This is a genomic window from Pseudonocardia sp. T1-2H, assembly GCF_038039215.1.
Classification (GTDB): Bacteria; Actinomycetota; Actinomycetes; order Mycobacteriales; family Pseudonocardiaceae; genus Pseudonocardia.
On record NZ_JBBPCL010000001.1, the window covers coordinates 115347 to 142333 of the forward strand.

28 protein-coding genes and 1 tRNA gene are annotated in these 26987 nt (G+C 72.1%); 11 read left to right on the top strand and 18 right to left on the bottom strand.

From position 1 onward, the window contains the following. Positions 1–34: 34 nt before the first annotated feature. Together WBK50_RS00635 and arsC are read left to right on the top strand one after the other, a co-directional pair. A complete protein-coding gene (locus WBK50_RS00635) occupies positions 35–1516 on the top strand; it encodes a catalase (RefSeq protein ID WP_341333737.1) in 1482 nt (493 codons plus the stop codon). A 199-nt stretch (positions 1517–1715) separates the two neighbouring features. Next, positions 1716–2102 carry an arsenate reductase (glutaredoxin) gene (gene arsC / locus WBK50_RS00640; protein WP_341333738.1) on the top strand — a complete coding sequence of 129 codons (387 nt, stop codon included), beginning with the start codon at positions 1716–1718 and terminating at the stop codon, positions 2100–2102. Here the strand turns inward: arsC and WBK50_RS00645 are convergent. The 3 genes from WBK50_RS00645 to WBK50_RS00655 are packed head-to-tail and all read right to left on the bottom strand — an operon-like array spanning position 2077 to position 5110. Further along, positions 2077–2478: a GNAT family N-acetyltransferase gene (locus tag WBK50_RS00645; RefSeq protein WP_341333739.1), complete on the bottom strand. Its 402-nt coding sequence runs from the start codon at positions 2476–2478 to the stop codon at positions 2077–2079. The two genes, arsC and WBK50_RS00645, sit on opposite strands and share 26 nt — an antisense overlap. Beyond that, positions 2400–3152 (bottom strand): hypothetical protein, encoded by a 753-nt coding sequence (locus tag WBK50_RS00650; RefSeq protein ID WP_341333740.1) that lies wholly within the window; start codon positions 3150–3152, stop codon positions 2400–2402. Before WBK50_RS00650 ends, WBK50_RS00645 begins: the two co-directional genes overlap by 79 nt. A gap of 53 nt (positions 3153–3205) precedes the next feature. Next, positions 3206–5110, bottom strand: coding sequence for an alpha/beta hydrolase family protein (locus tag WBK50_RS00655; RefSeq protein WP_341333741.1), 1905 nt, complete (start codon positions 5108–5110; stop codon positions 3206–3208). Between the two features lie 100 nt (positions 5111–5210). On the opposite strand from WBK50_RS00655, the gene WBK50_RS00660 reads away from it, so the two are divergent. Next, positions 5211–5657, top strand: coding sequence for a hypothetical protein (locus tag WBK50_RS00660; protein ID WP_341333742.1), 447 nt, complete (start codon positions 5211–5213; stop codon positions 5655–5657). Here the strand turns inward: WBK50_RS00660 and WBK50_RS00665 are convergent. Beyond that, positions 5599–6534 (bottom strand): cation diffusion facilitator family transporter, encoded by a 936-nt coding sequence (locus tag WBK50_RS00665; RefSeq protein ID WP_341333743.1) that lies wholly within the window; start codon positions 6532–6534, stop codon positions 5599–5601. The genes WBK50_RS00660 and WBK50_RS00665 overlap by 59 nt on opposite strands. Before the next feature lie 120 nt (positions 6535–6654). On the opposite strand from WBK50_RS00665, the gene WBK50_RS00670 reads away from it, so the two are divergent. Beyond that, positions 6655–6804 carry a hypothetical protein gene (locus tag WBK50_RS00670; RefSeq protein WP_341333744.1) on the top strand — a complete coding sequence of 50 codons (150 nt, stop codon included), beginning with the start codon at positions 6655–6657 and terminating at the stop codon, positions 6802–6804. Here WBK50_RS00670 and WBK50_RS00675 read toward each other — a convergent pair. Beyond that, positions 6801–7388, bottom strand: a complete 588-nt coding sequence (locus WBK50_RS00675) for a TetR/AcrR family transcriptional regulator (RefSeq protein WP_341333745.1) — start codon at positions 7386–7388, stop codon at positions 6801–6803. The genes WBK50_RS00670 and WBK50_RS00675 overlap by 4 nt on opposite strands. 167 nt (positions 7389–7555) lie before the next feature. On the opposite strand from WBK50_RS00675, the gene WBK50_RS00680 reads away from it, so the two are divergent. Further along, the gene (locus WBK50_RS00680) at positions 7556–8731 is read left to right on the top strand and encodes an LLM class flavin-dependent oxidoreductase (protein ID WP_341333746.1); all 1176 of its coding nucleotides are present in this window, start codon (positions 7556–7558) and stop codon (positions 8729–8731) included. A gap of 53 nt (positions 8732–8784) precedes the next feature. On the opposite strand, the gene WBK50_RS00685 is transcribed toward WBK50_RS00680, so the two are convergent. The 7 genes from WBK50_RS00685 to WBK50_RS00715 all read right to left on the bottom strand — a co-directional run bounded on the left by WBK50_RS00685 (position 8785) and on the right by WBK50_RS00715 (position 12995). Further along, complete coding sequence (locus tag WBK50_RS00685; protein ID WP_341333747.1) at positions 8785–9159, bottom strand: hypothetical protein; 375 nt, start codon at positions 9157–9159, stop codon at positions 8785–8787. Between the two features lie 104 nt (positions 9160–9263). Beyond that, positions 9264–9791 carry a hypothetical protein gene (locus tag WBK50_RS00690; protein WP_341333748.1) on the bottom strand — a complete coding sequence of 176 codons (528 nt, stop codon included), beginning with the start codon at positions 9789–9791 and terminating at the stop codon, positions 9264–9266. Positions 9792–9813: 22 nt separating this feature from the next. Beyond that, complete coding sequence (locus WBK50_RS00695; protein ID WP_341333749.1) at positions 9814–10758, bottom strand: phosphotransferase; 945 nt, start codon at positions 10756–10758, stop codon at positions 9814–9816. Positions 10759–10762: 4 nt separating this feature from the next. Next, positions 10763–11695, bottom strand: coding sequence for a phosphotransferase family protein (locus tag WBK50_RS00700; RefSeq protein WP_341333750.1), 933 nt, complete (start codon positions 11693–11695; stop codon positions 10763–10765). 119 nt (positions 11696–11814) lie between these two features. Beyond that, positions 11815–12000: an RGCVC family protein gene (locus WBK50_RS00705; protein WP_341333751.1), complete on the bottom strand. Its 186-nt coding sequence runs from the start codon at positions 11998–12000 to the stop codon at positions 11815–11817. After that, positions 11997–12158, bottom strand: a complete 162-nt coding sequence (locus tag WBK50_RS00710; RefSeq protein WP_341333752.1) for a DUF6307 family protein — start codon at positions 12156–12158, stop codon at positions 11997–11999. The genes WBK50_RS00705 and WBK50_RS00710 overlap by 4 nt, the downstream gene beginning before the upstream one ends. 321 nt (positions 12159–12479) lie before the next feature. Next, positions 12480–12995 (bottom strand): CAP domain-containing protein, encoded by a 516-nt coding sequence (locus tag WBK50_RS00715; protein WP_341333753.1) that lies wholly within the window; start codon positions 12993–12995, stop codon positions 12480–12482. 526 nt (positions 12996–13521) lie between these two features. Between WBK50_RS00715 and WBK50_RS00720 the strand changes: the two genes are divergently transcribed. From WBK50_RS00720 to WBK50_RS00735, 4 genes are all read left to right on the top strand, one after another. Further along, complete coding sequence (locus tag WBK50_RS00720) at positions 13522–14295, top strand: DUF4118 domain-containing protein (protein WP_341333754.1); 774 nt, start codon at positions 13522–13524, stop codon at positions 14293–14295. 266 nt (positions 14296–14561) lie between these two features. Then, on the top strand, positions 14562–14972 hold the full coding sequence (locus tag WBK50_RS00725; RefSeq protein ID WP_341333755.1) for an STAS domain-containing protein: 411 nt from the start codon (positions 14562–14564) through the stop codon (positions 14970–14972). Positions 14973–15127: 155 nt separating this feature from the next. Beyond that, positions 15128–15496: an ATP-binding protein gene (locus WBK50_RS00730; RefSeq protein WP_341333756.1), complete on the top strand. Its 369-nt coding sequence runs from the start codon at positions 15128–15130 to the stop codon at positions 15494–15496. A 392-nt stretch (positions 15497–15888) separates the two neighbouring features. Next, positions 15889–16053 (top strand): hypothetical protein, encoded by a 165-nt coding sequence (locus tag WBK50_RS00735; RefSeq protein ID WP_341333757.1) that lies wholly within the window; start codon positions 15889–15891, stop codon positions 16051–16053. 84 nt (positions 16054–16137) lie between these two features. Here WBK50_RS00735 and WBK50_RS00740 read toward each other — a convergent pair. Together WBK50_RS00740 and WBK50_RS00745 are read right to left on the bottom strand one after the other, a co-directional pair. After that, positions 16138–16214: transfer RNA gene (locus WBK50_RS00740), tRNA-Pro, on the bottom strand. 37 nt (positions 16215–16251) lie between these two features. Beyond that, entirely contained in the window at positions 16252–17187 is a 936-nt protein-coding gene (locus WBK50_RS00745; RefSeq protein ID WP_341333758.1) for a metallophosphoesterase, read from the bottom strand. Positions 17188–17232: 45 nt separating this feature from the next. Here WBK50_RS00745 and WBK50_RS00750 point away from each other — a divergent pair, with 45 nt between their 5' ends. Continuing rightward, entirely contained in the window at positions 17233–17703 is a 471-nt protein-coding gene (locus tag WBK50_RS00750) for a GatB/YqeY domain-containing protein (RefSeq protein ID WP_341333759.1), read from the top strand. Positions 17704–17776: 73 nt separating this feature from the next. Here WBK50_RS00750 and topA read toward each other — a convergent pair whose 3' ends face one another. From topA to WBK50_RS00770, 4 genes are all read right to left on the bottom strand, one after another. Then, the gene (gene topA, locus WBK50_RS00755; protein WP_445942200.1) at positions 17777–20662 is read right to left on the bottom strand and encodes a type I DNA topoisomerase; all 2886 of its coding nucleotides are present in this window, start codon (positions 20660–20662) and stop codon (positions 17777–17779) included. A 1391-nt stretch (positions 20663–22053) separates the two neighbouring features. Next, complete coding sequence (locus tag WBK50_RS00760; RefSeq protein ID WP_341333760.1) at positions 22054–22656, bottom strand: hypothetical protein; 603 nt, start codon at positions 22654–22656, stop codon at positions 22054–22056. Positions 22657–22725: 69 nt separating this feature from the next. Beyond that, positions 22726–23322 carry a hypothetical protein gene (locus tag WBK50_RS00765; RefSeq protein WP_341333761.1) on the bottom strand — a complete coding sequence of 199 codons (597 nt, stop codon included), beginning with the start codon at positions 23320–23322 and terminating at the stop codon, positions 22726–22728. 113 nt (positions 23323–23435) lie between these two features. Then, positions 23436–25739 carry a sodium-translocating pyrophosphatase gene (locus WBK50_RS00770; protein ID WP_341339241.1) on the bottom strand — a complete coding sequence of 768 codons (2304 nt, stop codon included), beginning with the start codon at positions 25737–25739 and terminating at the stop codon, positions 23436–23438. 259 nt (positions 25740–25998) lie between these two features. Here WBK50_RS00770 and WBK50_RS00775 point away from each other — a divergent pair, with 259 nt between their 5' ends. Continuing rightward, complete coding sequence (locus WBK50_RS00775; protein WP_341333762.1) at positions 25999–26976, top strand: hypothetical protein; 978 nt, start codon at positions 25999–26001, stop codon at positions 26974–26976. The last annotated feature ends 11 nt before the right edge of the window (positions 26977–26987 follow it).

Genomic DNA, 26987 nt, shown 5'->3' on the forward strand with positions numbered 1-26987 from the left:
AACGACCGCACCAGAACCGAAGAAGGAGGCGTCCGTGACCGCGACGCAACCCCGTCCGACGACGAACAACGTCGGCATCCCCGTGGCCAGCGACAACGATTCGCTGACCATCGGCACCAACGGCCCGATCCTGCTGCAGGACCACTACCTCATCGAGAAGAACGCCCAGTTCAACCGGGAGCGCGTGCCCGAGCGCGTGGTGCACGCCAAGGGCGGTGGCGCGTTCGGCTTCCTCGAGGTCACCAACCCCGAGATCGCCAACTACACCAAGGCCGCGCTGTTCCAGCCGGGCGTGCGGACCGAGAGCCTTGTGCGCTTCTCGTCCGTCGCCGGCGAGAACGGTTCGCCGGACACCTGGCGTGACCCCCGCGGATTCGCGGTGAAGTTCTACACGACCGAGGGCAACTACGACATCGTCGGCAACAACACCCCGGTCTTCTTCATCCGTGACCCCATCAAGTTCCCGGACTTCATCCGCTCCCAGAAGCGCCGCGCGGACAACCACCTGCGCGACCACGACATGCAGTGGGACTTCTGGACCCTGCGGCCGGAGTCGGCGCACCAGGTCACCTGGCTGATGGGCGACCGGGGCATCCCGTCGTCGTGGCGGCACCAGAACGGCTACTCCTCGCACACCTACCTGTGGGAGAACGCCGGCGGCGAGAAGTTCTGGGTCAAGTACCACTTCAAGACCGACCAGGGCCACGGTTACCTGACGCAGGCCGACGCGGACCGGATCGCCGGTGAGGACGCGGACTACTTCATCCGCGATCTCTACAACTCGATCAAGAAGGGCGACCACCCGAGCTGGTCGCTCAAGGTCCAGGTCATGCCGTACGCCGACGCGGCGGACTACCGGTTCAACCCGTTCGACCTCACCAAGGTGTGGCCGCACGGCGACTACCCGCTGATCGACGTGGGCCGCTGGGTGCTCGACCGCAACCCGGAGAACTACTTCGCGCAGATCGAGCAGAGCGCGTTCGAGCCGTCGAACCTGGTCCCCGGCATCGGCCCCTCGCCGGACAAGATGCTGCAGGGCCGCCTGTTCGCCTACCCGGACGCGCACCGCTACCGGATCGGTGCGAACTACCAGCAGCTCCCGGTCAACGCCGCGAAGTCGCCGGTGAACAGCTACGGCAAGGACGGCGCCATGCGCTTCTCCAACCCGAGCGACCCGGTGTACGCCCCGAACTCCTACGGTGGCCCGCACGCCGACCCGGCGATCGCCGGCGAGACGGCTTCGGCCTACGGGGTGGAGGACGAGGTCGTCCGCTCGGCGTACCGGCTGCACTCCGAGGACGACGACTTCGGCCAGCCCGGCACCATGGTCCGCAACGTGTGGAACGACGGCGAGCGTGAGCGCTTCGTGGACAACGTGACCGGCCACCTGCTCGCCGACGTCTCCGAGCCCGTCCTGCAGCGCGCGTTCGAGTACTGGAAGAACGTGGACAAGGAGCAGGGCGAGAAGATCGAGGCCAAGGTCCGCGAGGGTCTGGGTCAGCCGTACGACAAGTGAGCCCGAAGCCCAGGTGAGTCGCCACGCGCTGCACCACCACCGTGGACGGCCCCCGCACCCGCGAGGGTGCGGGGGCCGTCCCGCGTCATGGAGCCACAACGCGGTCAGAACGGCTCAGGAAGCGCGTGGAGCCATGACGCGGTCCTCGGGCGTCCAAGACCGCGTTGTGGCTCCGTGACGCGGCTCTAGGATTCCGCGCGTGGACCCGACCGAGCCCGTCACCCTCTGGCACAACCCGCGCTGCTCCAAGAGCCGCGGGGCGCTCGCGCTGCTCGCCGAGCAGGGCGTCGAGCCGGAGGTGGTGCGCTACCTCGACGCCCGCCCGGACCGGGCCGCGCTCGAGGACGTCCTGCGCCGCCTCGGGACGGACGACCCGCGCGCGATCCTCCGCACCGGTGAGAAGGCCTACCGCGAGCGTGGCCTCGCCGACGCGGACCGGGACACGCTGCTGGACGCGATGGCAGCCGACCCGATCCTGATCGAGCGGCCGATCGCGATGGTCGGGGACCGGGCCGTCGTCGGACGGCCGCCGGAGCGCGTGCTCGAGCTCCTGGACGCTCCTACGCCACCCCGTGGCGGCCGCTGACGGCTCCCGCGGGGGACAACAGCGGGGCCCTGACCTGCAGCATTCCGCCGGCGATCTCGGCCGTCGGGCGCAGGCCGGCGCGGCGGAGCAGCCGGGTGATCCGCAGGTTGTGGGTGGGCGTGGTGGCGGTGAGCTCGTCGTTGCCCTGCTCGGTGGCGAGCTCCGCGGCCCGGCGGACCAGCGCGGTGCCCAGCCCACGGCCCTGCCACGCGTCCTCGACGACGACGGAGAAGCCCGCGCCCTCGGCGTTCGTGCGCTCGAGGTTCATCATCCCGACCGCGCTGCCGCCGTCGGTCGTCAGGGCCAGCACCGTGCGCGCCGCGCCCAGCAGGCCCTCCGCGCCGCCGAGCAGCCGGCCCAGCTCCGCCGGCTCCATCCGCGGGGCGGGGAGAGGAACCGCGCGTTGCGCGTCGACGGCGAGCAGCGGGCGTGCATGGCCCCGACGAGCGGGGCGTCCGCCGGGAGGGCGGCGCGCAGCCGCACCTCGGAGCCGTCGTGCAGCAGCAGGATGTGGTCCACGACCGGCACGTGCCGCGCGGGCGGGTCCGTGAGGCTCAGCTGCGCCGCCAGCTCCAGCAGTGCCGCGGCCCGGGACAGCTCGGTGGCGGTGAACGGCCACGCCCGGCCCAGGTGCACGTGCCGCTGTCCGACGCGCAGCGTGTGCGAATGCCCGGTGGGCGGGGCCGACGGGTCCACGAGCCGGGCCCGAAGCAGCGTCGCGACCGCCTCCGGTGCGCTGCCCGGGTCCGCCGCGACCATCCGGGCCAGCGCGAGTGCCGTGGTGGCGCCGTCCGCGAGCTCGGCGGCGTCCGCCGGCACCATGAGGGTGCACGGGATCCGGGCCGCCTCGACGGCCCTGGCCAGCTCCGTGTGCGTCGTCCCCTCCGGGACCTTCACCAGCAGCTCGTCGGTGACCGAGCCGTCGTCGGCCGGTTCCCCCACGACGTGCAACGAGAGGATGTTGCACCCGGCGCCGCCGACCGCCGTGGCCAGCTCACCGAGCCGGCCTGGCCGGTCCTCCAGCTCCACGTGCACGCGCCATAGCGCCACCGCGACCGCCTCCTTGCAGAACGACCTCCATCGTCCCGACGGAGTGTTACCGATCAGTTACGTGAGGATGTCCCATGGTGGATCGGCTCTGTGATCCTTTCCAGCGTCCGCCGCGCGAAGTCGATCTCCGTGGCGACGTGCCGGATCGTCTCCTCGACCACGAGCGACCCGTGCCCGGCGTCGAACCGGGCGACCTCGTAGGGCAGGTTCCCCCGGCGCCGCAGAGCATGCAGGTAGTTGTCGATTTGACGGATCGGGCACCGCGGGTCGTTCTCTCCGGCCAGGACCAGTACCGGAGCCCGCACCGCATCGACGTAGGTCAGCGGGGACCCGGCCCGGTAGGTCTCCGGGACCTGCTCCGGGGTGCCGCCGAAGAGCGCCCGGTCGAACGCCCGCAGCTGCTCCATCTCGTCCTCGAAGGCCGCCAGGTAGTCCGCGACGGGCACGCCCGCCAGCGCCGCCGCCCACCGGCCCGGCTGCGTCCCGGCGGCGAGGAGGGCCAGGTAGCCGCCCCAGGACCAGCCCTCGACGACGGTCCGCGCGGGGTCCGCGAGCCCCGAGCCGACGACCGCGTCGTACACCGCGGCGACGTCCTCCAGCTCGGTGAGCCCGGGCCGCCCCTCGATCGCGTCCCGCCAGGTCGAGCCGTAGCCCGTCGAGCCGCGGTAGTTGACCTCGACGACCGCGAACCCCGCGTCCACCCACGCCGCGCGCATCGCGGAGAACCGGTCCTCGTCCGCCGCGTGCGGGCCGCCGTGCAGGCTGAAGACCGTCGGGAAGGGGCCCTCACCGGAAGGGGAGGCGACGAGCGCGTGCACGCGTCCGCCGGGGCCCTCGACCCACAGGTCCTCGACCGGGACCGACCCCGGGGCGGGCTCGCCCGGCGGGAGCAGCAGCCGGCGGTCCGTGCCGTCCGGGTGCAGCGCCCGAACCTCCGACGGCGTCGCGGCGGACGAGCAGGAGTACTCGACGGTGCCGTCCGGCCGGACGTCCGCGGAGCCGACGCAACCGGGCGCGACCTTCAGCTCGGTGAGCGCGCCGGTGGAGAGCTCGTAGCGGTGGAGCCGGGTGCGGGCGGCGTGGGTGTGCCACACGAGCAGCGCGTCCGGGCCGCCCGCGGTCACCGGGTAGAAGTCCGCCGTGATCTCGCCCGGAAGGTCGAGCGTCAGCTCGGTCTCGGTGTCCGCCTCCACGTCCCAGAGCAGCAGCTCCTCGCGGCCGTGGCGCTCGTGCAGCAGGAGCATCCGCTGGTCCCCGGGCACGGGGGAGAAGGCGAGCGGGCTCAGGCCCTTACCCGGCCCGTCGGACTTCTCGACCAGGGTCTGCACCCCGTCCTCGGAGATCCGCAGCACGCGCACGTCCGGGTGCCGGGAGTCCCCGTGCTCGGAGATCGAGATCGCGAGCAGGGTCTCGTCCTCGGACAGCGCGCCGATGCCCGCGTCCTCGAGGTGCCGGTAGATCAGCTCGGCCGGGGCGTCGGAGTCCCGGCGGTGCAGCCAGATGGACGTGCCGTCGTCCGTCGAGGTGCCGATCGCCGTCAGCCGCCGGCCGATGTCCAGGCCGGCCGGGTAGCCGTCCTCGACGCCGGGCACGGCGAGCGCGGGCTCGTCGTCCGGCCCCCGGCCGCCGTAGGGCTCGGTGACCCAGTGGCCGAACTCGTCCCCGTCGGTGTCGTCGAACCACCAGATCAGCCCGCCGTCCGGCGGCAGCGTCGCCATGTGCGTGCCCGAGCGCCGGTCGGTGACCTGGCGGTGGGTGTCCGTCGCGCGGTCCCAGGCGTGCACCTCGGTCGTCCCGCTCACGTTCGACGAGTAGACGGTGCGGTCCGGCGCGTCGAGGGCCCAGTTCGGGCGGGACATGCGGGTGGCGGTGAACCGCGCCCGCCAGCGCTGCTCCCGCTCGTCGTCGAAGAGCCGCTCCGGGACAGGTGCGGTGGGGTGGGTCGTCGGCTCGCTCACGTCACCGATCCTCCCCCACGCGGGGGACCCGATGCGGCGCGCGTGGGGAGACTGCGCCACCCTTGGGGAGATCGCCGTCCGTGACGGAAGGGAACGGGACGTGACCAGACGCCGGGCCGTCCACGTCACCGCCGTCGTGTTCGCCCTGGCCGTGGCCTCGACGGGCTGCGGAGCGGCGCCGATCGCCCCCGCCGGGGCATCCGTCACCGCCGTCCCTTCCGTCGCGCCGGACGGCGTGCGGCACGTCGCCTTCGCCTACTCGGACGTGGCACCCGCGTCCCCGGGCGCCGTCGACGTCCCGCGGAACGCGACCGTGATGCTGGTGGTGGGCAGCGACGTGACGGACCAGGTGCAGCTGAGCGGGGCCTACTCGCGCGCCGCGTTCGTGACGGCGGGGGCCACCGTGACGCTGACGTTCGTGGCGAACGTGCCCGGCCGGATCGACGTCCGGCTGGTGCGGCGGGACGTCACGCTCGGCACCCTCGTGGTCACCAGCTCAGCTCCGAACAGCGGGTCTTCGCGCCCGGGGGTTCGACCTGCACCGTGACGTGCTCCATGTGGTGCTTCTCGGCCAGCACGGTGCGGGCCTCGAAGAGCACCCGCCCGGGATCGCACGCGTGGCCGACGCCCAGGTGGACCGACCCGACCTCCATGCCGGAGGTGAGTGTCCAGACGTGGACGTCGTGCACGTCCTCGACGCCCTCGATGTGCCCGAGGTCGTGCCGGACGGCGGCGACGTCGATGTGCGCGGGCGCGGCCTGCACCAGGATCCGGACGGCCTGTTTCGCGAGCAGCCAGGTCCGCGGCAGCACCCAGAGCCCGATCGCGATCGCGACCACCGGGTCCGCCCACCACCAACCGAGGCCGAGCATCACCGCGCCGGCGAGCAGGACGCCCACCGAGCCGATGGTGTCCGCGAGGACCTCCAGGTAGGCGCCGCGGACGTTGATGCTCTCCTTGGCGCCCTGCCTGAGCAGGGCGAACACGACGAGGTTGGCGAGCAGGCCGGCCGCGGCGGTCACCATCAGCGCCACTCCGGGGATCTCCGGCGGCTCGTCGAACCGCTGCACCGCCTCGACGATGACCCAGACGGCGACCCCGACGAGCAGCGCGGCGTTGGCCAGCGCGGCCAGCACCTCGGCGCGGTAGAGGCCAAACGTGCGGCTGTCCGAGGCGGACGAGCGCCGCGCGGCGGTGATCGCGGCGAGGGCCATGGCGACGCCCAGGACGTCCGTGAACATGTGCCCGGCGTCCGACAGCAGGGCCAGCGAGCCCGTCGCGAAGCCGACGACCGCCTCGAGCACTAGGAAGGTGACGAGCACGCCGAGCGCCGCCCACAACCTGCGGACGTGCCGCCCCGAGGCGCTCGCCGCCTCCGCGGCTCCGCCTCCGTGGCTGTGTCCATGCCCGTGCCCGTGTCCCACGCCATCAATGTATGCACGCATTCGCATGCGTGCAACAGCGGTCTCAGCTGCTGGACCCCTCCAGCATCCGGGCGAGCCGGAGCCGGTTGATCGCGGCGAGCTCGACCCGCAGCCGCCGGCGTGAACCAGCCGATCCACGTCGTGGCCCGGGCCGTCTCGGCCACCGACGGTGGGGCGACCTATCCCTGGTTCGTGTGGAACGTCCTGCCGCTGGTGGTGCTCGGCGTGCTCTACGTCGCCGGGTTCGGCCGCCCGAACCGGGAAGGCTAGACGGGCAGGCTCTCCGGGGTGGTCAGCAGCCGCAGCGCCTCGGAGATGTCCGTGCCGGACGGCGCGTTCTCCGGGTCCAGGAGCCACTGCATCATCACGCCGGTGAGCAGCGCCTGGTAGAAGCTGCCCAGCACGTGACCCTGCCGGTCCGCGGCGTCCGGGTCCTCCGGCAGCGCGTGGAACATCGACGCCAGCTCCTCGCGGGTCGCGCCCTGCGCGTCCGCGAGGACCTCCCGCAGCCGCGGCATCCGGCCGGCCTGCGCGAGCGTCTCGATGTAGGTGACCCACAGGCGCCGGTGCGTCCGGAACAGCTCGACGACCTGGATCCAGGTCTGCTCCATGCGTTCGGCGGGCGCGGCCGTGGGGTCGACGCGGGCGAGGGCCTTGTCGAGCTCCTCGTTCCACTCCGCCGCGGCGCGCACCGCGGCCTCGGTCAGCAGCGCGTCCTTCGAGCCGAAGTGGTAGCCGATCGAGGCGAGGTTCGTGCGCGAGGCGGCGACGACGTCGCGGGCCGTGGTCTGTCCGAAGCCCTTCTCGTAGAGGCACTGTGCCGCCCCGGTGAGCAGGTCCTCGCGATGTCCCATGAGCGGCGACCCTAGAGGATGGTCCCGACTCCTCGTTCAGGACAGTCGTCACATGTCGGGTGTCAGGAAAACGCACAGTTCCGAGCAGGTGACCGACGTCATGATCTGGCTGTCCCGGCCCGCGCCACGGGCCGTGGCGTGTCGATCAACGAAGATCAGGAGCACCTGTGAGCAGATTGCGTTTCGGTACCTTCCTCGCGCCCTTCCACGTCCCGGGGCAGAACCCGACGCTGGCGCTGCAGCGCGACCTCGAGCTCGTCGAGCACCTGGACAGGCTCGGCTACGACGAGGCCTGGATCGGCGAGCACCACTCCGCCGGCAGCGAGATCATCGCGTCCCCGGAGATCTTCATCGCCGCGGCCGCGGAGCGCACCCGGCACATCAGGCTGGGCACCGGCGTGACGTCGATCGCCTACCACAACCCGCTCTGGGTGGCGGACCGGATGGTCATGCTCGACCACCTCACCCGGGGCCGCACGATGCTGGGCGTCGGGCCCGGCTCGCTGCCCACGGACTCGTCGATGATCGGGCTGAACCCGACGGAGACGCGGGAGCTGCTCGCCGTCAACCTGGACATCATCATGCGGCTGCTCCGCGGCGAGACGGTCACCGAGCAGACGAGGACACACAACCTCGTCGACGCGCAGCTGCAGCTCGCGCCGTACACGGACCCCTGCTTCGACGTCGCCGTCGCGGCCGTGGCATCGCCGACCGGGCCGAGGATGGCGGGCCAGCACGGCGTCGGCCTGCTCTCCATCGGTGCGACCCTGACCCAGGACGGCTTCGACGCCCTGGCGCACCACTGGAGCGTCGTCGAGGAGCGGGCGGCGCACTACGGCCAGCCGACGCCGGACCGCTCGGGCTGGCGCCTCGTGGGGCTCATGCACATCGCGGAGACCAAGGAGCAGGCCTACCGCGACGTCGAGTTCGGCATCGTGCCCTGGTTCAACTACTTCCAGAAGGTCGCCGCGTTCCCGCAGATGGCCGTGGGCGACAGCACGGACGTCAAGGGCATGATCGACTTCGTGAACGAGGCCGGCATCGGCGCGATCGGCACCGTCGAGGACGCCCGGGCCCAGGTCCAGCGCCTGATGGACCAGAGCAACGGCGGCTTCGGCGCGATGCTGCTGATGGGCCACGACTGGGCGAACCCGGAGGCCACGAAGCGCTCCTACGAGCTCATCGCCCAACAGGTGTTCCCGCACTTCCAGGGCCAGGCGGCCGGCACCCTCGCGGCCAAGCAGCGGGCGTTCGACACCCGGGACGCGCACTCGGCGTCGCAGCTGGCCGCGGTGGACCACATGACGAAGAAGTACGAGCAGGAGCTGGCGGAGAAGGGCTGATCAGGGCAGGCGGCGGGCTCCGGCCAGGAGGTGGGAGCCCGCCGTCGCACCGGTCAGTCGCGGGTGTTGTCGTTCCAGTAGCCGTCGAAGACGACCTTGAACTTCGTCAGCGGGGCGGTGACGCAGTCGCCCTCGAGCGGGACGAAGCCGTAGGTGCCGCTGAACTTCGTACCCTGGGACGCCCCGATGACCGCGGTGAAGTCGTTGCGCACCGTCACCACCCCGTCCGCGGTGGGCCGGCAGGTGCTCGGCTCCAGGGCGGAGAGACCGGGCGAGACCTCCAGGGTCTCCTCCCCGACGCAGGCCGGGCCGGGCTCGGCGGGGGCGGCGCTCGTGAGCGGGGCGACGGCGAGCAGCGCGCCGACGGTGATTCCGCAGGCCGCCAGCACCACGGCGATCCGCCGGATCCGCCGCGATCGGCGGCGCACGGGAGAGGGGGACGTATCGGACTTCGTCGAGGCCTCCGCCTGGTGTTCCCGGCAGGCCACGATGCCCGCGCGGTATTAGTCCAAACGGTCTAATCGGCCAAAGGTTACCGAGGAGGTCGGCGGGGGCGGTGCGGCAGGAACGCCGACCCGATCCCGAGCACCCCGCCGGCGAGGATGACGGAGAGGCCGGCGCCCGTCGACGACGTGAGCAGGGCGTGCACCAGCAGAACGGCCGCCAGCCGGTTCCGGATCTCGATCATGAACGCGACCGCCAGCACGGCCACGACGAGCCCCACGACGCCGGACGCCACCCGGACGGCCACGTGGTGGCGGCCCACGAGGCGGGCGGCGCCCAGCACGGCGAGCCCCAGCCCCGCGACCAGGGTGAGCACGCCGTAGTTCCGCGCGTCGAACCCGTCGACGGACAGGGTGCCGAGGGGGCCGGCGCTGACCGTGACCCACGGCAGGAACGTGCCCGCGATCGCGAGCAGCCCGGCGAGGAGAGCCAGGATCCCGCCGAGCGGCCCGCCGGTGCGCGGGGGCCCGGGCGGCTGCGGGCCCCCGTGTTGCGGCGCTCCCCACTGCGGTGCTCCCCACTGCGGCGCTCCCTCTCGGGGCTGACCTGCGCTCATGGCGTGAGACGGTAGCGCCGATCTACAGCGACGAGAGCCAGGACGCCCACCGCGGGTCGTCCATCGCGATCCCCGCGCGCATCAGCTTCCACACCCCGTACTTGTGGTAGTCGTAGTCCCAGCTCGTGTTGAGCACGTGGTTCACACAGCCCCACAGGCCCCACCGCACGTCGGCCAGGGCCCGGAACACCTGCACGCGCGAGACGAGCGGCCGGGCCGTCGAGCCGTGGTAGGCCTCGATCAGCGCGAGGGTGCGCTGCTCGTCGTAGAACATCTCGGTGGCCAGCACGGCGACGTCCGAGGCGCGGTCGTTGTTCGAGGCGAACTCGTAGTCGATCATCCGCATCGGCAGGCCGTCGGCGACGAGGAAGTTGCCGGGCGTCGGGTCGTTGTGGCACACGACGAGGTCCAGGCCCGACGCGAGCACCGCGGCGCGGGCGGCCTCGTACCCGGCGAGCACCCCGGCGACGTCCGCCGGCAGCCGCACGCCGAGCGCCCGGGCCTGCTCGAGGTGCTCGTCCGTCATGTCGAAGACGGTCTTGGTCAGGCTCAGCGGCGCGGCCGAGTGCAGCGCCCGGTAGAGCTCGACGACCTGTCCGGACAGCTCCGGGCGCCGGAAGTCCCCGGTGGTGCAGGCACGGTAGGACTCCAGGTACTCGGTCACCTCGACGCCGGTGGCCGGGTCGAAGAGCACCGGGGCCGGCCCGATGCCGAGCTCGGCCGCCCGCAGCGCCGCCTCGTGGGCGGCGCCGCGGTCGATGAACGCCTCGCTGCCCGCGCCCGGAATCTTGATCAGGTACCGCCGCGGTTCGCCCTCGACCGTGAGCCGCCAGGCGTCGTTCTGCAACCCGCCCCGGACCGGGGCGTACCGGATCGTGCGGCCGGACCAGCGGTCGAGCGTGCCGAGGGCCTTCTCCACCGCGCGGTCGGCCTCGGTGCGGGCCGAGCCCAGGAACCTGTCGTCCATCGCCCTACAGGCTCCGGAGGTGCGCGGCGAATCCGGGTCCGCGGAGTCCGGCCCGAGCGCGCAGGAGCTGCCACTCCGCGAACTTCGCGTAGTCGAGGGTGCCCGGCCGGACCGCGTCCGCGTAGAGCCCGACGAGCGCCCACCGCAGCTGGTCCGCGACACCGTAGACACGGGCGCGGGCGAACAGTTCGGCGTCCCACGAGCCGTGGGCCAGCTCGAACACCTCCCGCGCCTCCTCGTCGCGGGGACGTAGCTCGGCGAGCAGCACCCCGAGATCCTGCATCGGGTCCATCAGCCCCGCACAGTCCCAGTCGACGAGCAGTAGCCGGTCCTCCGCGACGAGCACGTTCGACACGGTGCCGTCCCCGTGGCAGGGCACGAGATCGACGCCCGCAGCCGCGATCCGTTCCTCGGCGGGCGCGAGCATCCGCACCATCCGGTCCAGGTCCTCCGGCACCGCCGCGCCGGCGTCGAGGGCCAGCCGGGCGGCGACCCGGACCTCGTCGAACACCGTGCGGCGACGGGTGAGGCCGCGCAGCTCGTGCACCCTGCGGCGGAGCGCTACGAGCCGCTCCACGTCGGCCGGGTCGTCGAACCGGTCGAGCGTCGCGGTGGACGTCCGGCCGGTCAGGTCCTCCATGACCAGCAGCCCGAGCCCCGCGTCCGCGACGAACACGCGCGGCCCGATCCCCGCATCGCCCGCCGCCCGGGCCGCCGCGAACGCGCCCGGGACGTCGACGTAGCCGCGGGCGTGCGGCTCCATGACCTTCACGAACGCGGTCTCGCCCGCCACCGGGTCGGGCGCCGCCGCCCGCAGCGACCATCGCTGCGAGTCCGCGCCCCACCAGCTCGGGCTGGCCACGGTCGGGGCGGGGTCGACGTCGGGCTCCGTGCCGGCCCACAGCCCGGCCCGGCCGAGAACCTCGTGCACGTCCATGGCCTCACGATGCGGCCCCGCCGGAAGGCGCGGGCCACCGGGTCGCCGATCCTGCCGCCCGAGCGGCCCGCCCGGCATCCGGGTAGGTCGGTCGGGTCGCCGCGGGGCCGGGGCCGGGCTCAGGTTCGGGTGCCGACCGGCCGGCAGACGCAGCCGCGGTCCCGGGACATCCGGACCGTGGCTGTGCAGAACCGCACGTCGATGGCGGTGTGGTCCGCCCATGGGTGTTCGCAGGCGTGGCAGACCTCGTCGTGCGGATCCGTCTCGGTGCTGTGGATCGGCGCGGAGTCCGCCACCGTGGTCATCGGACGACCTCGGGGATGTGGTCCAACGCGCTCAGGGCGTGCACGGCGAGCGCGTGGGCCGCGTCCTGCGTGAGATCCGAGTTCGTGCGAAGCGCCTCGGCGACGAGGGCGACCCGGCGTTCGTAGGGAGAGAGAAAGGTGATCGATGCCGACGTCATGTCAGGTGTTCCGTCCCCCGGCACAGGGTGTCCGGCGGTGGCCGATCGCCGAGGACGACGCGGACTCGAACGCCCGCATACAGGAATGCTCCCGGCGGGCGGACTCTACGCCCTGCGCGATGTGTGACGGACGGCGCGCAGCCGCGGAGGCACCGACCGCCGGTACGGACGCGACCAGCGACGTGATCACGATCTACGCGGGAGTTCTCGTTCGCGGTACATCTCTCGTACGGCACATCTCTCGGCGGCGGACGACGGGACTCGCGTGATGCGAGCCGCCGCGGCTGTTGCGGCGCCGATCCCGCGGCTACGGCTCACCGATCAGAACGCCGGCCCGCCGGTGTTGCCCGCCGGGGAATAGCGGCACACGACCACCTGCGTGTTGTTCTGCGTGTCGCCCTGCGTCTCGGACTTGGTGGCAACACCGCACCCGACGTTCGTGGTGTCCTTCCACACCATCTGGGTGTAGTGCCCCCCGAGGGCAGCCTTCTCGGCGTACCAGCTGATCGGCGCGCTTGTGGCGTTGAGCGTTGCCGCGGGCTGGCCCGTGCCGTTGCTCGCATCCCAGTAGAGGTTCTCACCGACCGGCCCCCGATTCGGGTCGTGGTCCCGATTGCCGCTCGCCAGCAGCTGGTCGGCGTACTGCTGGGCCGAGGCCTGGAGAGTGGCGTCCCACTGCAACGGGGCGGTTCCCACCTCCGCACGGTACTGGTTGTGCACTGCGAGAATTGCGTCCGCGTCGCTCGTGCTGGTGTCGGCGAATGCCGTGCCGGCAATGCCGACCAGCGCGAACACAGCGGCAAGGACTGCCGTTACACACGTGGCGATCGTCTTCATTCTTCCTCCCCTGTCTGTGAGAGACTTCAGCTCTGTCCGGCCATTTCCGCTTCCGAGGAAAGGGCCGCCCGGGCAGCGGAAACCCGGTGGTCGCGGATCAGTTGGTGCGCGGGCGCCGCAGGCCCTCCGATCGGGCGGACGCCCGTGCATCCCTCCGGCCGGCCGGCCGACCGCCCGGGATTTTCCGGCGGTCGGCTTGTTGGCGCACCACCTTGCGAAGGTGAGACAGGCTTCTGTCATCTGCTCGGAACCCGACGTCCAGACAGACTCGGTACGAAGATCCCCAGGACGCGTCCTGAAGATTTCGAGATCACCTTCTCGCGGGTGCGGGGGAGCGCTGGACGATCCTGCTGACCTGCATGGGAGTTTCTGACGGTCGGCGCTTGCTGCCGCCGCTCGTGCTCGTGCCCGTCACCGTCATGCGGTCGGCACCTTGGGGGCCATCAGTGGCGCCGTCGCCCGGGCAGCGCCACGTCGGAGTCCTGGTTGACAGCGGCATCGGTCGGAGTTTGATGGTGGAGTGCAGGTGGAGAGGGTCCTGCAAGCTCATCGTCCGCTCGTTGTCGGCGTCGCTGCCGTGGTGCCGCTGGTGGCCTGCGGGGTGCTCGGCCTGTTCCGAGACAGCGTTGCGAACACGAATGCGGCCCTCGGCCTGGTGCTGCTCATCGTCGCGGCGGCCTCCACCGGCATCCGAGCAGCCGGCCTCGTCGCCGCACTTTCGAGTGCGGCCTGCTTCGACTTCTTCCTCACCGAGCCGCACAACCAGTTCGTCATCACCGATCGCGCGGACATCGAGACTGCCGTGCTGCTCATGCTCGTCGGTGTGGCCGTGACCGAGGTAGCGCTCTGGGGGCATCGCCAACAAGCCCGCGCCAGCCGCGAGCGAGGCTACCTCGACGGCGTGCTGAGCACCGCTGCGACGGTCGGCGCCGGCCGCTCGTCCACCAGATCGCTCATCGATCGCGTGTGCGAACAGATCGTCGATGTCCTCAAGATCGACCGCTGTCGGTTCGATCCCGGTGGTGGTCAAGTCCTGGCGACCCTCGACAACGACGCGACTATGACTTACAACGGTCATCCGTTCAATGTCGGTCGGCTCGGACTGCCCACCGATTCGGAAATTGCCCTCGTGACCCGAAGCGGTGGCGTGGCTCGCGGCCAATTCCTGCTGACCGCCGCTACCCGGGTCGTCAAGCCGACCCCGGAACAACTCCGCGTCGCGGTCGCGCTGGCCGACCAGGTAGGCGCCGCACTCGCCGCATCTGACCACGACGCACAACCACCGGGCAGCACTTCCTAGGACGCCGGCCGTAGATCGTGCGGATGCGCGTGAGGACCTGGCGAAGATTGCCGCTCTGTCTGCGGATCATGGGCACGCTCGGCGACCAGGCCGGAGGATCACCTCAAGTGGCCTGATCGGGTACCTCGGCTTCGTCATGGCAGGCCGAGGTGGACGGGTCTGCCGGCGGGCATCTTGCGTTCGATGGCCACAAGCAGTTCGGCCCGGTTGGCCGAACCCCATGTGTGGCATGAGCTCGACCGCCGTCCTCGAGGAGGCGCTTGCAGGTGGGCAAGGATGCCAACGGGCGTGGGGGCACGCGGGCAGCCCTGACGGTTCGACTCGACCATCCCCGGACCGGCGTGCTGGTCATCCAGGTCAGCGGGCGTCTGGACGCGGTGACGGCACCGGGACTCCGACACCTGCTCGACGACCAGCTTGCCGCCGCACCGCCGGCGATCGTGCTCGATCTCAGCTCGCTGTCGGTTCTCGGACCGGGCGCCGTCCACGTCCTCGTCCACGTCGCGTGTGGCGCCGGCGAGGCCGACATCGGCCTGAGTCTGGTCACCATCGATGAGGCCACAATTCGGGCCCTCGTGACCGCTGGCGTAGACGATCTGTTCGACATCCACCCCAGCATCGAGGCCGCCCGCCGCGCCCTGAGCTTCTTGCCCCCACGCTCCGGGACCTGGTGGTGATCTCGCGGCGCGGGCCCGGGCGGAGTCGACTTCAGATCGTGCGAGTAGGTACCGAAGAAACGGGTAGGAGTACGCGGGAGTGCAGACGAGAGAGCCTCGCGATGCGGGCCATCTACATGCGGCCTCGGCATCGGGAAGGAGCCGGTGTTGCTGCTGTGTACGAGCCCGATGCAGCCGAGCTCAGCAACGTCCGTGCCGATGTCGGCCGCGCCATCGTGGCCCTGGGAGTGACTCCGGAGAGCGAGCTGGCCGCCACAACGCTGCTCATGGCTGACGAGTTGGCGTCCAATGCCATCACCCACGCCTGTACCCCGTTCAGTGTGTCGGTCATGTCGACCCGTCGCGGGGTGTGCGTAGAGGTGCGGGACGGCTCACCGGCGATGGCGGTGGAAGTTGATCGCGTGGACGCGAACTCCGGCCGCCGGCCCGGGCTTGGGCTCGCTCTGGTTCGCCAGTTCAGTGCGGCGTGGGGTGTCGATCGGGATGGCGATGGCAAGACGGTGTGGTCCGTGATCCGCCGCTGACGTCTTGCACGGACGGAGTTGGACGTGGATGAGCAGGACTGGACCGGGCTTTGGCCGAGGGCACAGGCCAGCCACGATCGCGCTCGCGACCTTCGAGCTCGGTTGGCCTTCCTTGCCGCGAAGATCGCCGACACCGAGGACGTCGTTGCCGCCACTTTCGAGCGCGGGGCCGACGAGGGTTCCGAGCGCGCCGCCGGGCTGCGCGCCAAGGCAGGGGCCGCGCGGAGGTTCGCCGAGTTCGAGCGCCGCGAGTCGTTCGCTTTGCGCCAGCGCCCATGCGGCTCATCAGGGATGGACAGGCCTGACTGTCGTCGTCGGGTGCGTGGTCAGCGCTCCTCGGGCCGCTGGGCAGGCGGGTGTCGGACCCGCCGGCCGCGAGCGGGGGAACCTACGTGTCGCTGCTCTCCGACAGCGGGATGCCGATCGAGCAGATCTCGCGTCTCGTCGGTCACAGTGGGACGACGGCGACCGAACTCGTCTACCGGAAGCAGATCCGCCCGGAGGTGGAGGACGGGGCGACGGCGATGGACGTGATCTTCCCGAGCGCGGGGGCGTAGTTGCTCGGTTGGTCACTCGGTAGCCCGACAACGACGAACGGCCAGGTCCGGGAGCATCTTGCGATGCCCGGCCCTGGCCGTTGGTGGTCGGGGTGACAGGATTTGAACCTGCGACCTCTTCGTCCCGAACGAAGCGCGCTACCAAGCTGCGCCACACCCCGAAGGCTCAGTTCGTGTTTCCCTGAGCCGTGGAGAACTCTACCCGACGTCCGCGGACGCCGTCGCGGGGGGCGCCTTCTCCGTCCGCACCCTCGCCGGGCGCGGGACGAGGGTCAGCAGGCTGGCCTCCGGCGGACAGGCGAAGCGCACCGGGGCGAACGGCGAGGTGCCCAGGCCGGCGGAGACGTGCAGGTGCATGTGGGCGCCCCAACGCGAGACGCCGCGGGCCCGGGAGCGGTCGATGCCGCAGTTCGTGACCAGGGCGCCGTAGCCGGGCAGGCGGAGCTGGCCGCCGTGCGTGTGACCGGCGAGGACGAGGTCGTAGCCGTCCGCGGCGAAGGAGTCCAGCACGCGCGGCTCGGGGGAGTGGGTGAGGCCGAGGCGCAGGTCCGCGGTGATCGGGCCGGAGACGCCGTCGTAGCGGTCCAGGGCGAGGTGCGGGTCGTCGACGCCGGAGACGCCGACCCGCACCCCGTCGAGGTCCAGGAACACGCGCTGGTGCGTCGCGTCCTGCCAGCCGTGCTCGGCGAACGCCGCGCGCAGGTCCCGCCACGGCAGCGGCTCGCCGTGGATGCGGCGTTCGCTCGGGCGCAGGTAGCGCATCGGGTTCTTCGGGGTGGGGCCGAAGTAGTCGTTGCTGCCGAACACGAACAGGCCGGGCTTCTCCAGCAGCGACCCCAGCGCGGTGAGGACGCCGGGGACGGCCTTCGGGTGCGCCAGGTTGTCCCCGGTGTTGACGACGAGGTCCGGCTCGAGCGACGCCAGCTCCGACACCCAGCGCTTCTTGCTCTCCTGGCCGGGCGTGAGGTGCAGGTCCGAGACGTGCAGGATCCGCAGGGGACGCGTGCCCGGCGGGAGCACGGGCACCGTGGCCTCGCGCAGGGTCCACCGCCGCCGCTCGTACCCGGCTGCGTACGCGACCGTCGCCGCCCCCGTGGTGGTGGCGCCCAGCGCCACCCGTGCCCAGCTGTTCACGAACGCCAGGGTACGTCGCGGCCCGGTGGACTACCGTCTGCGTCCGTGAGCGCCTTGAAGGACCAGCTGCGGACCGACCTGACGGCCGCGATGAAGAGCCGCGACGAGCTGGTGAAGTCCACCCTGCGGATGACCTTGACCGCGATCGGCAACGCCGAGGTCGCGGGCACCGAGGCCCGCCAGCTCGACGACGCCGAGGTGCTGAAGGTCATCTCCAAGGAGGCCAAGAAGCGGGCCGAGTCCGCCGAGGCCTTCGCCGCCGCGGGCCGCGACGAGCTCGCCGCGCAGGAGCGGGCCGAGGGCGAGGTCCTCGCCCGCTACCTGCCCACCCAGCTCACCGACGACGAGCTGGCCGCGATCGCCGAGCAGGCCGTCGCGGACGTCACCGCGGAGACCGGGGAGAAGCCCGGGCCGCGGCAGATGGGCGTGGTCATGAAGAAGGCCACCGCCGCCGCCGAGGGGCGCGCCGAGGGCGGCCGGGTGGCGGCGGCGGTGAAGAAGCTGCTGGTCGGCTGAACCTGTTCAACCAGGTCGGCCCGGGTCGTGCGCGAGAAACCTCGTTCTGGCGAGGTTTCCCGCGCACAGGCCCCTACTTCGTGGTCTTCCGCTTCGAGACGGTGCGCGTCGTCGTCTTCGGCGGGGTCTTGCGGGCCGCCGCGGGCTTCTTCGCGGCCGCCTTCTTCGGCGGGGCCTTGAGGCGACGTTCGGCGAGCAGCTCCGAGGCGCGCTCATCGGTGATCTCCTCGACCGAGTCCCCCTTGCGCAGCGACGCGTTCGTCTCGCCGTCGGTGACGTACGGGCCGAACCGGCCGTCCTTGATCACCATCGGCTTGTCGGTGGCCGGGTCCTTGCCCAGCTCGCGCAGCGGCGGGGTCTTCGCCGCGGACCCGCGGCCGCGCTGCTTCGGCTGCTTGTAGATCTCCAGCGCCTCGTCGAGCGTGACCGTGAACAGCTGGTCCTCCGACGTGAGCGACCGGGAGTCCGTGCCCTTCTTCAGGTACGGGCCGTAGCGGCCGTTCTGCGCGGTGATCTCGTCCCCGCTGTCCGGGTCCTTGCCGACGAGCCGCGGCAGCGACAGCAGCTTGAGCGCGTCCTCGAGGGTCAACGACTCGACGGACATGCTCTTGAACAGCGAGCCCGTGCGCGGCTTGGCCTTGGCCTTCTTCGCCGCGGCCGCCTCCTCCTCGGAGAGCAGTTCGGTGACGTACGGGCCGAACCGGCCCTCCTTGGCGACGATCTCGTGCCCGGTCACCGGGTCCGTGCCGAGCGTGCGGCCCTCCTGCGGCACCGAGAACAGCTGCTCGGCGATCTCCGCGGTGAGCTCGTCCGGGGGCAGGTCCTCGGGCAGGTTCGCGCGCTGCGTCTTCGGCTTGCCCTCGTCGTCGGTCTCGCCGGTGGCCCGCTCCATGTACGGGCCGTAGCGCCCGACGCGGACCACGACGTCGCGGCCCTCGGCGTCGGTGAACAGCGGGATCGAGTTGATCGTGCGGGCATCGATCTCCTCGAGGTTCACCCCGACCAGCTTCTTCAGCCCGCCGGCGCGCGCCACCGAGCCCTCGGCGCTGGCCCCGTCGCCGAAGTAGAAGCCGTTCAGCCAGGCGTTGCGGGTGAAGTTGCCCGACGCGATGGAGTCCAGCTCGTCCTCCATGGCGGCGGTGAAGTCGTAGTCCACCAGCCGGCCGAAGTGGTGCTCGAGCAGCCCGACCACCGAGAAGGCGACCCACGACGGGACGAGCGCGGAGCCCTTCTTCCAGACGTAGCCGCGGTCCTGGATGGTCTTGATGATCGACGCGTACGTCGACGGCCGGCCGATACCCAGCTCCTCGAGCTGCTTGACCAGGCTCGGCTCGGTGAAGCGGGCCGGCGGGTTGGTCGAGTGGCCCTCGGGGATGAGCTCGGCAGCGGTGATGACCTGGCCCTCGGTGAGCTCCGGGAGCCGGGACTCGGCGTCGTCCGCCTGGCCGCCGGTCTGGTCGTCGACCGTCTCGACGTAGGCCTTCAGGAAGCCCGGGAACGTGATCGTCCGGCCGGAGGTGGCGAACACGACGTCCTCGCCGGTCGCCGCGCTGCCGTTGATCCGGATGCTGACCGTGGTGCCGCGCGCGTCGGCCATCTGCGAGGCGACGGTGCGCTGCCAGATCAGCTCGTAGAGCCGGAAGTCGTCCCCGTCGACCTCGCGGGCGATCTCGCCCGGGGTCCGGAACGTCTCGCCGGCCGGGCGGATGGCCTCGTGGGCCTCCTGCGCGTTCTTGACCTTCCGCGTGTACTGCCGCGGCGCGGACGGGACGTAGGAGTCCCCGTACAGCTCGCGGGCCTGGGCGCGGGCGGCTGCGATCGCGGACTCGGACAGCGTGGTCGAGTCCGTACGCATGTAGGTGATGTAGCCGTTCTCGTACAGCCGCTGCGCGCCGCGCATCGTGCGCTCGGCGGAGAACCGGAGTTTGCGGCCGGCCTCCTGCTGCAGCGTCGAGGTCATGAACGGGGCGTACGGCTTGCGGGAGTACGGCTTCGACTCGACGGACGCGACGGTCAGGTCCCGGCCCTCGAGGGACTCCGACAGCCGGCGAGCACTCGCCTCGTCGAGGACGCGGACCTCGTCGTTCTTCAGCCGGCCGTCCGGTCCGAAGTCCCGGCCGGTCGCGACGCGGCTGCCGTCGACGCTGACCAGGCGCGAGCCGAACTGGCGCGGCGTGGCCTCGGCACCGGCGTCCATGGTCGCGGCGATGTCCCAGTAGCCGGCGGAGACGAACGCCATCCGCTCCCGCTCGCGCTGCACGATCAGCCGGGTCGCCACGGACTGCACGCGGCCCGCCGACAGCCTCGGCATGACCTTCTTCCACAGCACGGGGGAGACCTCGTAGCCGTAGAGCCGGTCCAGGATGCGCCGCGTCTCCTGCGCGTCGACGAGGTCCTGGTCCAGGTCCCGCAGGTTCTCCGCGGCGGCCTGGATCGCCGTCTCGGTGATCTCGTGGAAGACCATCCGGCGCACGGGGACGGTCGGGCGCAGGGTGTCCAGCAGGTGCCAGGCGATCGCCTCGCCCTCCCGGTCCGGGTCCGTCGCGAGGAGGAGCTCGTCGACGCCCTTGAGCAGGTCCTTGAGCTCGGCGACCTTGCCCCTCTTCTCCGGCGTCACGATGTAGAGGGGGTGGAACTGGTTGTCGACGTCCACGCCGAGCCTCGCCCAGCTCTCGCCCTTGTACTTGGCGGGGACGTCCGCGGCGCCGCGCGGCAGGTCCCGGATGTGCCCGACGGAGGACTCGACGACGTAGTCGTTGCCCAGGTACGGGGCGATCTTCTTGGCCTTGGTTGGCGACTCCACGATCACGAGCCTGCGCGTCGGACGCCCGGTGTCCGTGGACGCGGGCGTGCCGGTGCGGCGGCCACCACGGGCCGCTCGGGTGCGCTTCGGGGCAGCTGCCACGACGCCGTCGGCGCTCGTGTCGCTGTCCTCGGAGCTCGTCGTTCGGGTTGCCACCTGGTCCTACTCCATCCCTCCGGGTGCGCCGCCGTCCGGCTCGCACCCGCCGTTCGGACCCGTTCCGATACGGATCCGCCAGTATCCCCGAACCGGGGACCTCGGCCGCCACGGTCGCACACCGACGCTGTGTATCGCATCGGTCACACCGTGAGCGGAACGTGACGAGCGGGAGCGTAACCGGCGCGTCAAGCGATGTTCCGCCCCCAGTACCTGGGCCATTCGGCGGCCGGGACGCCCCGGGGGGTGCCCCGACGAACTCGGCGAGCCGCTGTATGCGGCGTGTTCCACTGATCCGCAACGCCGGCCCGGCGGCCCGGCATTCCCGCGGTGCGGGTGGCGGGACGCCGGCCCCGTCGAGGTCCGGGACGTGGAGGGCTGTCGCGTCCGGCGCGACGACGCCGTACCCGGCCGGCTCCGGCCCACGGGCTCGGACCGCGACGGGCCGGGGCCTGCCGGGCGCCGCCCGGTCCGGGCGCGGGGCGGGCGAGCCGCCGCCGATGACGGTTCCCGACTCGTCCTCGTCGATCGGCCAGTCCTCCGCCGACCAGTGATCCTCGGCCCAGTCCTCCTCCGGCCAGTCACCGTCGGTCCAGCCGGAGCCGGGTCTGTGCGCGGGGTCGCGATCGGCGAGGTACCGGCGGATCGGCGGCCGGCCGCCGTCGTCCGGGTGCTCCTCGGGGTTCCCGTCGCGGGCCGGGTGCTCATCGTGCGGCGTGAGCCCGGGCAGAGTGACGGAACCGGATCCCGCGCCGGCCGCCACGGCGAGCCCGGGGCTCTGGAGCGGCAGCGGGCCGAGTGTGCCGTGCCGAGCACAGGGCCGCGTGCCCCCGCAGCTCGGGGAACCCACCCGGGCCGGCGGCAACCCGACCCGGGTGGCGGCGGCGATGAGCCGCTCGTGGGTCCAGGGCGCGTCCGGGTCGAGCAGCAGCAGGTAGCCGCCCCGATCGTCCGCCAGACCCGCGGCGAGGCTCCACAGCCTCAGCAGCGTGCCGTCGAGCTGCAGGTCCGGCGGCACGACCTTGCGCCCGTCCGGCCCGGTCCACGCGGCGGCGAGCTCCGCGAGGTCCCGGCGGTAGGTGGTGCGGAGCTCCGGGCTGCCGCACGGGGCGACGCCGACCTCGAGCGGGATCGACCGCGCTGTGGCCTCGGCACGCAGCACCGGCACCCGGGACTCGTCCGCCACGACGACGCTCAGCCGGGCCGTGTCACCCGCGCCGAACCGGCTGATCCGCCCCGGACCGCACAGCAACCCGGCCAGGTCCCCGAGCCCGGCCGGCCTGGCGTCGGAGGAGAAGAGGGACAGCTGCGCCACAGGCGCGACGATAGAACATGCGTTCGATCTCCGGGAGTGGGACGCGCCGGGCGGTCGTGAAGATCAGCCGGGCGGGTCAGCCGGGAGGGGCGAGGGACTGCAGTTTCTGGCAGTTCGCCGCCTGCCCGGCCGCCTTGTCCAGGCGCGGGGAGGCCTTGATGTTCCCGATCGCGTCGGGGGCGGAGACCTCGTTGAGGCTCTTCTCGGCCTCGGTCAGGGCCGCCTGGAAGGAGGCGATGTCGTTCGGGTTCGCCGCATCGACCTTGGCCTTGGCGCCCCCGACGTCGCCCTCCAGCTTCTTCAGGCCGTCGCTGATGGTCGTGGCGGTCTCGTCTCCGCCGCTGACCGGGGACCGCCCGACCGCGCCCAGCTGCGCCTGGCTCTGCTGCAGGCCGGTGACGGTGGAGCCGAGGTAGTCCGAGAGCCGCTGCTTGATCGTCGGCAGGTCCAGCCGGCCGGCGAAGTCCGGCGCGCTGAGCGCCGGGGTGGTGTAGGTGAGGACGGCGCCGCAGACCTTGTCGACCCAGGCGACGGGATCGCTGCCCGGCCCCTCGGTGGGCTGGGGCGCGGGGTCCGCGGCGGGAACCCCGGCGACGACGGACGAGCAGCCGCCGCCGAACAGCAGCGCGCCGACGACGGCGGCCACGGCGACCCGGGACGGGCGCGGCGTCAGCGGCACGGACCGCCTCCTGTCTCCTCGCGGCGCCCCGGCCGGGCCGGGGCGCATTATCACTACGACGGCCCGACCCTATACGGGGCGCGCCGTGAGGGTCTGCACGTCAGCCGCCGGGGCCTTCTGGCGGGGCCTCCCCGAGCCGCTCACAGGCGGGGGCCCGACCGGCCGCGGCGCTGAGCCGGGAGTCCCCCGCAGGTCGTCGGCGGTGGGGATGTGCAGCTGGTCCAGCGGCGCGAGGGCGGCGGGCAGGCCGCCGCGGATCGCGTCCACGTCGGTGGTGCCGAGGGCGTCGACGGCGGCCCGGGCGCTGCGGAACGCCTCGCGGTACTGCCGGAGCCGGTCGCCCAACCCGGTCACCGCGTCGTCCCCGCCGGCGACGGGGGAGGGGCCGAGCCGCCCGAGGCCCGAGGCCGTGGCGTCGAGCGCCGTGAGGGTCGTGTCGAGGTAGCGGCGCAGCTCCCGGGCCTGCGTGAGCGGATCGGCCGTCGCGGTGGGCGTGGAGCGGACCGCCTCGAGGAAGGAGTGAGTGGTGTCGCAGAGCCGGCCGGTCCACGCCACGGCGTCGTCCTGCGGGTTCGCTGCGCAGCCGGCGACACCGAGGGCGAGCACGGCCGCGGCGGTGGCCGGCAGCCGGCGGCGCCGCACCCGGCTTCCCACCCCGCTGCCCACCCGCGGACCGTAGCGGCCCGGAACGGCGAGAGGCCGCCCGCCCCGGAGGGGGACGGACGGCCTCTCGACACCGCTCCGATCTGCCACGCCGGCGGTGCCGGCGCTGCAGGGCACTAGCCGACGGTGGTGTCCGCCGGGGTGTCCGCGATCTGCGACGACCGCCGCTTCGACACCACGACCGCCGCGACGATGATCGCGACCGCGACCAGCGCGATCACGATGCGCACGGGCGTCGACGCCGAGTCCCCGACCGAGAACGCCACGACGGCGGGGGCGATCAGCACGGAGACCAGGTTCATCACCTTGATCAGCGGGTTGATCGACGGGCCGGCGGTGTCCTTGAACGGGTCCCCGACGGTGTCGCCGATGACGGTGGCCTCGTGCGCGGGGGAGCCCTTGCCGCCGTGGTTGCCGTCCTCGACCAGCTTCTTCGCGTTGTCCCAGGCGCCACCGGAGTTGGCCAGGAAGATGGCCATCAGGGTGCCGGTGGCGATGGCGCCGGCCAGGTAGCCGGCCAGCGGGCCGACGCCGAGACCGAAGCCGACCGCGATCGGCGCGAAGATCGCCAACAGGCCGGGGGTTGCCAGCTCGCGCAGCGAGTCCCGGGTGCAGATGTCCACCACGCGGCCGTACTCCGGCCGCACGGTGCCCTCCATGATCCCGGGGTTCTCCCGGAACTGGCGGCGCACCTCGAACACGATCGCGCCCGCCGCGCGGGTCACGGCGTTGATCGCGAGGCCGGAGAACATGAACACCACCGAGGCGCCGATGATCACGCCGACCAGGGTGTTCGGGGAGAACACCTGAAAGTTGAAGGCCGTCCTCGCCGCGACGTCGGCGCCCTTCAGCGCGGTGGTGATGGCGTCCCGGTAGGAACCGAACAGCGCCGTGGCCGCCAGCACCGCCGTGGCGATCGCGATGCCCTTGGTGATGGCCTTGGTCGTGTTCCCGACGGCGTCGAGCTCGGTGAGGATGTCGACACCGGCGCCCTGGACGTCGCCGGACATCTCCGCGATCCCCTGCGCGTTGTCCGCGACCGGGCCGAAGGTGTCCATCGCGACGATGACGCCGACCGTGGTGAGCAGGCCGGTGCCGGCGAGGGCCACGGCGAACAGTGCGACCGTGATCGAGCCCGTGGCCAGCGCGAACGCGCCGAACACGGCGGCGCCGATGACGAGCGCGGTGTAGACGGCGGACTCGAAGCCGATCGAGATGCCGGACAGGATGACCGTCGCGGCACCGGTCAGGGACGACCTGCCGACGTCCTGCACGGGCTTGTCCTCGGTGCCGGTGAAGTAGCCGGTCAGCTTGAGGATGACCGCCGCCAGCACGATGCCGATGATCACGGCGATGGTGGCGATGATCCGCGGGTCGCTGCCCGCCATGGCCGCGACGACGGTGGTGTCCGTCGGGCCGTTCAGCGCGTCGAAGCTGCCCGGGAGGTAGACGAACGCCGCGACCGCGCAGAGCACCGCGGAGACGACCGCGGAGATGTAGAAGCTGCGGTTGATCGTCTTGAGGCTGCCCTCGTTCGCCCGGGTCCGGGTGATGTAGACGCCGAGCACCGCCGTCAGCACGCCGATCGCGGGGATGATCAGCGGGAAGAGGAGGCCCTGGAGGCCGAACGCGGCGGTACCGAGGATGAGCGCGGCGACGAGCATCACCGCGTAGGACTCGAAGAGGTCCGCGGCCATGCCGGCGCAGTCGCCGACGTTGTCGCCGACGTTGTCCGCGATGGTCGCGGCGTTGCGCGGGTCGTCCTCGGGGATGCCCTGCTCGACCTTGCCGACCAGGTCCGCGCCGACGTCCGCGGCCTTGGTGAAGATGCCGCCGCCGACACGCATGAACATCGCGAGCAGCGCCGCGCCGAAGCCGAAGCCCTCCAGCACCTTGGGTGCCTGGCCTGCGTAGACCAGCACGACCAGCGCCGCGCCGAGGAGGCCCAGGCCGACGGTGAACATGCCGACGACGCCACCCGTGCGGAACGCGATGCGGGTCGCCTTCTCCCGGCCGCCCGGCTCGTTCGAGGCCGCGGCGACCCGGATGTTCGCGCGCGTCGCGAGCCACATTCCGAGGTAGCCGATCGTCGCCGAGAAGATGGCCCCGATGATGAAGAAGACCGAGCGCCCTATTCGTTCGCCGAGGTCGTCCGCCGGTAGGGCGAAGAGCAGCAGGAACACGACGACGACGAAGCCGCCGAGGGTCTTGAACTGCCGGTTGAGATACGCCGCGGCGCCTTCCTGGACTGCTCGGCCGATCTCCTGCATCTTCGGGGTGCCGTCGCCGGCGGCGAGGACCTCCCGCAGGAGCGTGTAGCCGATCGCCAGTGCGACGAGCGCGACCACCGCGACCACGCCGACTATGACGCGGTCACCCCCTCCGAGCTCGAGGCCCTGGGCGAGGGTCATGGCGGACACGGACATCCGTCCTCCTGGGTTCGCGTGATTTCTCACGCCAGGGGCGGCCGGCGGCGGATCTGGACTGCGTGACGGCTTCCCTGACGTCGATCGCACCCGTCGGCGCTGGTAGGCGTCGCGGGTGTGTGCAGTGTAAGAGTGTGGTGGATCTCCCACGTGAGAGGGAGGTCACGCGCGAAGATCGAATCGCTGTCGTGATGAAACACACACGGATTCGAGTGGTCGGTCGGGCCGGTCTCGATCATCGTTGACCCCCGAGATGATCAGAGGCCGCAACGTCCGCGGGATCCGGGGACCAGGCTTCCTGCTGGCGGCGGCAGGGCTCCTCGCGATCCCGATCGCCGTGTCCGTCGAACCCACCGCGGACGCGCGGTCCCACCTGTCCGCACCCACGGGCACGCACACCCCGGGCGCGCCGGGGCCCGGCGACATCCTGCGCCTGTCCGCGCTCGCCCCTTCCGCCGCGCCCACTCCCGTAGCGCCGCCCGAGCCCGAGTTCGAGACCGGGCTGGCGGACGCGGCGGTCGCCGCCGCGCAGGCCGTCGTGTCCGGGGGCACCGAGCTCGCGGTCGCGGTGCTGGACCGCGCCACCGAAGAGACGGCGCTCGGCGCGCTCGCGGCCGAACCCTTGTACACCGCGTCGCTGTCGAAGCTCCTGGTCGCCGTGGACCTCGTCGAACGGCGGCGCACCGAGGGCCTGGTGCTGGACCCCGCGGTGCTGGACCAGCTCCGCCGCATGCTGAGCGCGAGCGACGACTCGGCGATGAGCGCCCTCTGGTCGCGCTTCGACGGCGCGGGGGCGCCCGGCCGGGTCAGCGCCCGGCTCGGGCTGCAGGACACGAGCGCCGCGTCGGACGCGTCGCAGTGGGGCGAGGTCAGGGTCTCCGCCCGGGACTACCTGCGGATCTACGACTACATCCTCGGCGAGATGCCCGCGCCGGACCGCACCCTCCTGCTGGACGCACTCGCTGCCACCACGCCGACAGCCCGCGACGGCTTCGACCAGGACTTCGGGCTCCTCGCCCCCGCGATCGCCGGCCGGATGCGGGCGACGGCGAAGCAGGGATGGATGTGCTGCTTCTCCGGCGAGTACTACCTGCACAGCGCCGGGCTGCTCGGCCCGGACGAGCGGTTCGTCGTCGCGCTGCTGAGCGTGCAGCCCCGGGCCCGCGGCTGGGGCGGCGCGCGGAACGAGCTGACGAGCGTGGCCAGCGCTCTGGCGGCGCCCCTCGGCTGACGCCTCGACGG

What these genes read in the sequence shown, in the direction of transcription:
- WBK50_RS00705 (WP_341333751.1), bottom strand. Translation starts at nt 12,000, where the DNA reads ATGACCACGGTGGCGGACTCCGCGCCGATCCACAGCACCGAGACGGAT.
- WBK50_RS00695 (WP_341333749.1), bottom strand. Translation starts at nt 10,758, where the DNA reads ATGGACGACAGGTTCCTGGGCTCGGCCCGCACCGAGGCCGACCGCGCG.
- WBK50_RS00775 (WP_341333762.1), top strand. Translation starts at nt 25,999, where the DNA reads ATGATCAGAGGCCGCAACGTCCGCGGGATCCGGGGACCAGGCTTCCTG.
- WBK50_RS00645 (WP_341333739.1), bottom strand. Translation starts at nt 2,478, where the DNA reads ATGGAGCCGGCGGAGCTGGGCCGGCTGCTCGGCGGCGCGGAGGGCCTG.
- WBK50_RS00675 (WP_341333745.1), bottom strand. Translation starts at nt 7,388, where the DNA reads ATGGGACATCGCGAGGACCTGCTCACCGGGGCGGCACAGTGCCTCTAC.
- WBK50_RS00710 (WP_341333752.1), bottom strand. Translation starts at nt 12,158, where the DNA reads ATGACGTCGGCATCGATCACCTTTCTCTCTCCCTACGAACGCCGGGTC.
- WBK50_RS00715 (WP_341333753.1), bottom strand. Translation starts at nt 12,995, where the DNA reads ATGAAGACGATCGCCACGTGTGTAACGGCAGTCCTTGCCGCTGTGTTC.
- WBK50_RS00700 (WP_341333750.1), bottom strand. Translation starts at nt 11,695, where the DNA reads ATGGACGTGCACGAGGTTCTCGGCCGGGCCGGGCTGTGGGCCGGCACG.
- WBK50_RS00690 (WP_341333748.1), bottom strand. Translation starts at nt 9,791, where the DNA reads ATGAGCGCAGGTCAGCCCCGAGAGGGAGCGCCGCAGTGGGGAGCACCG.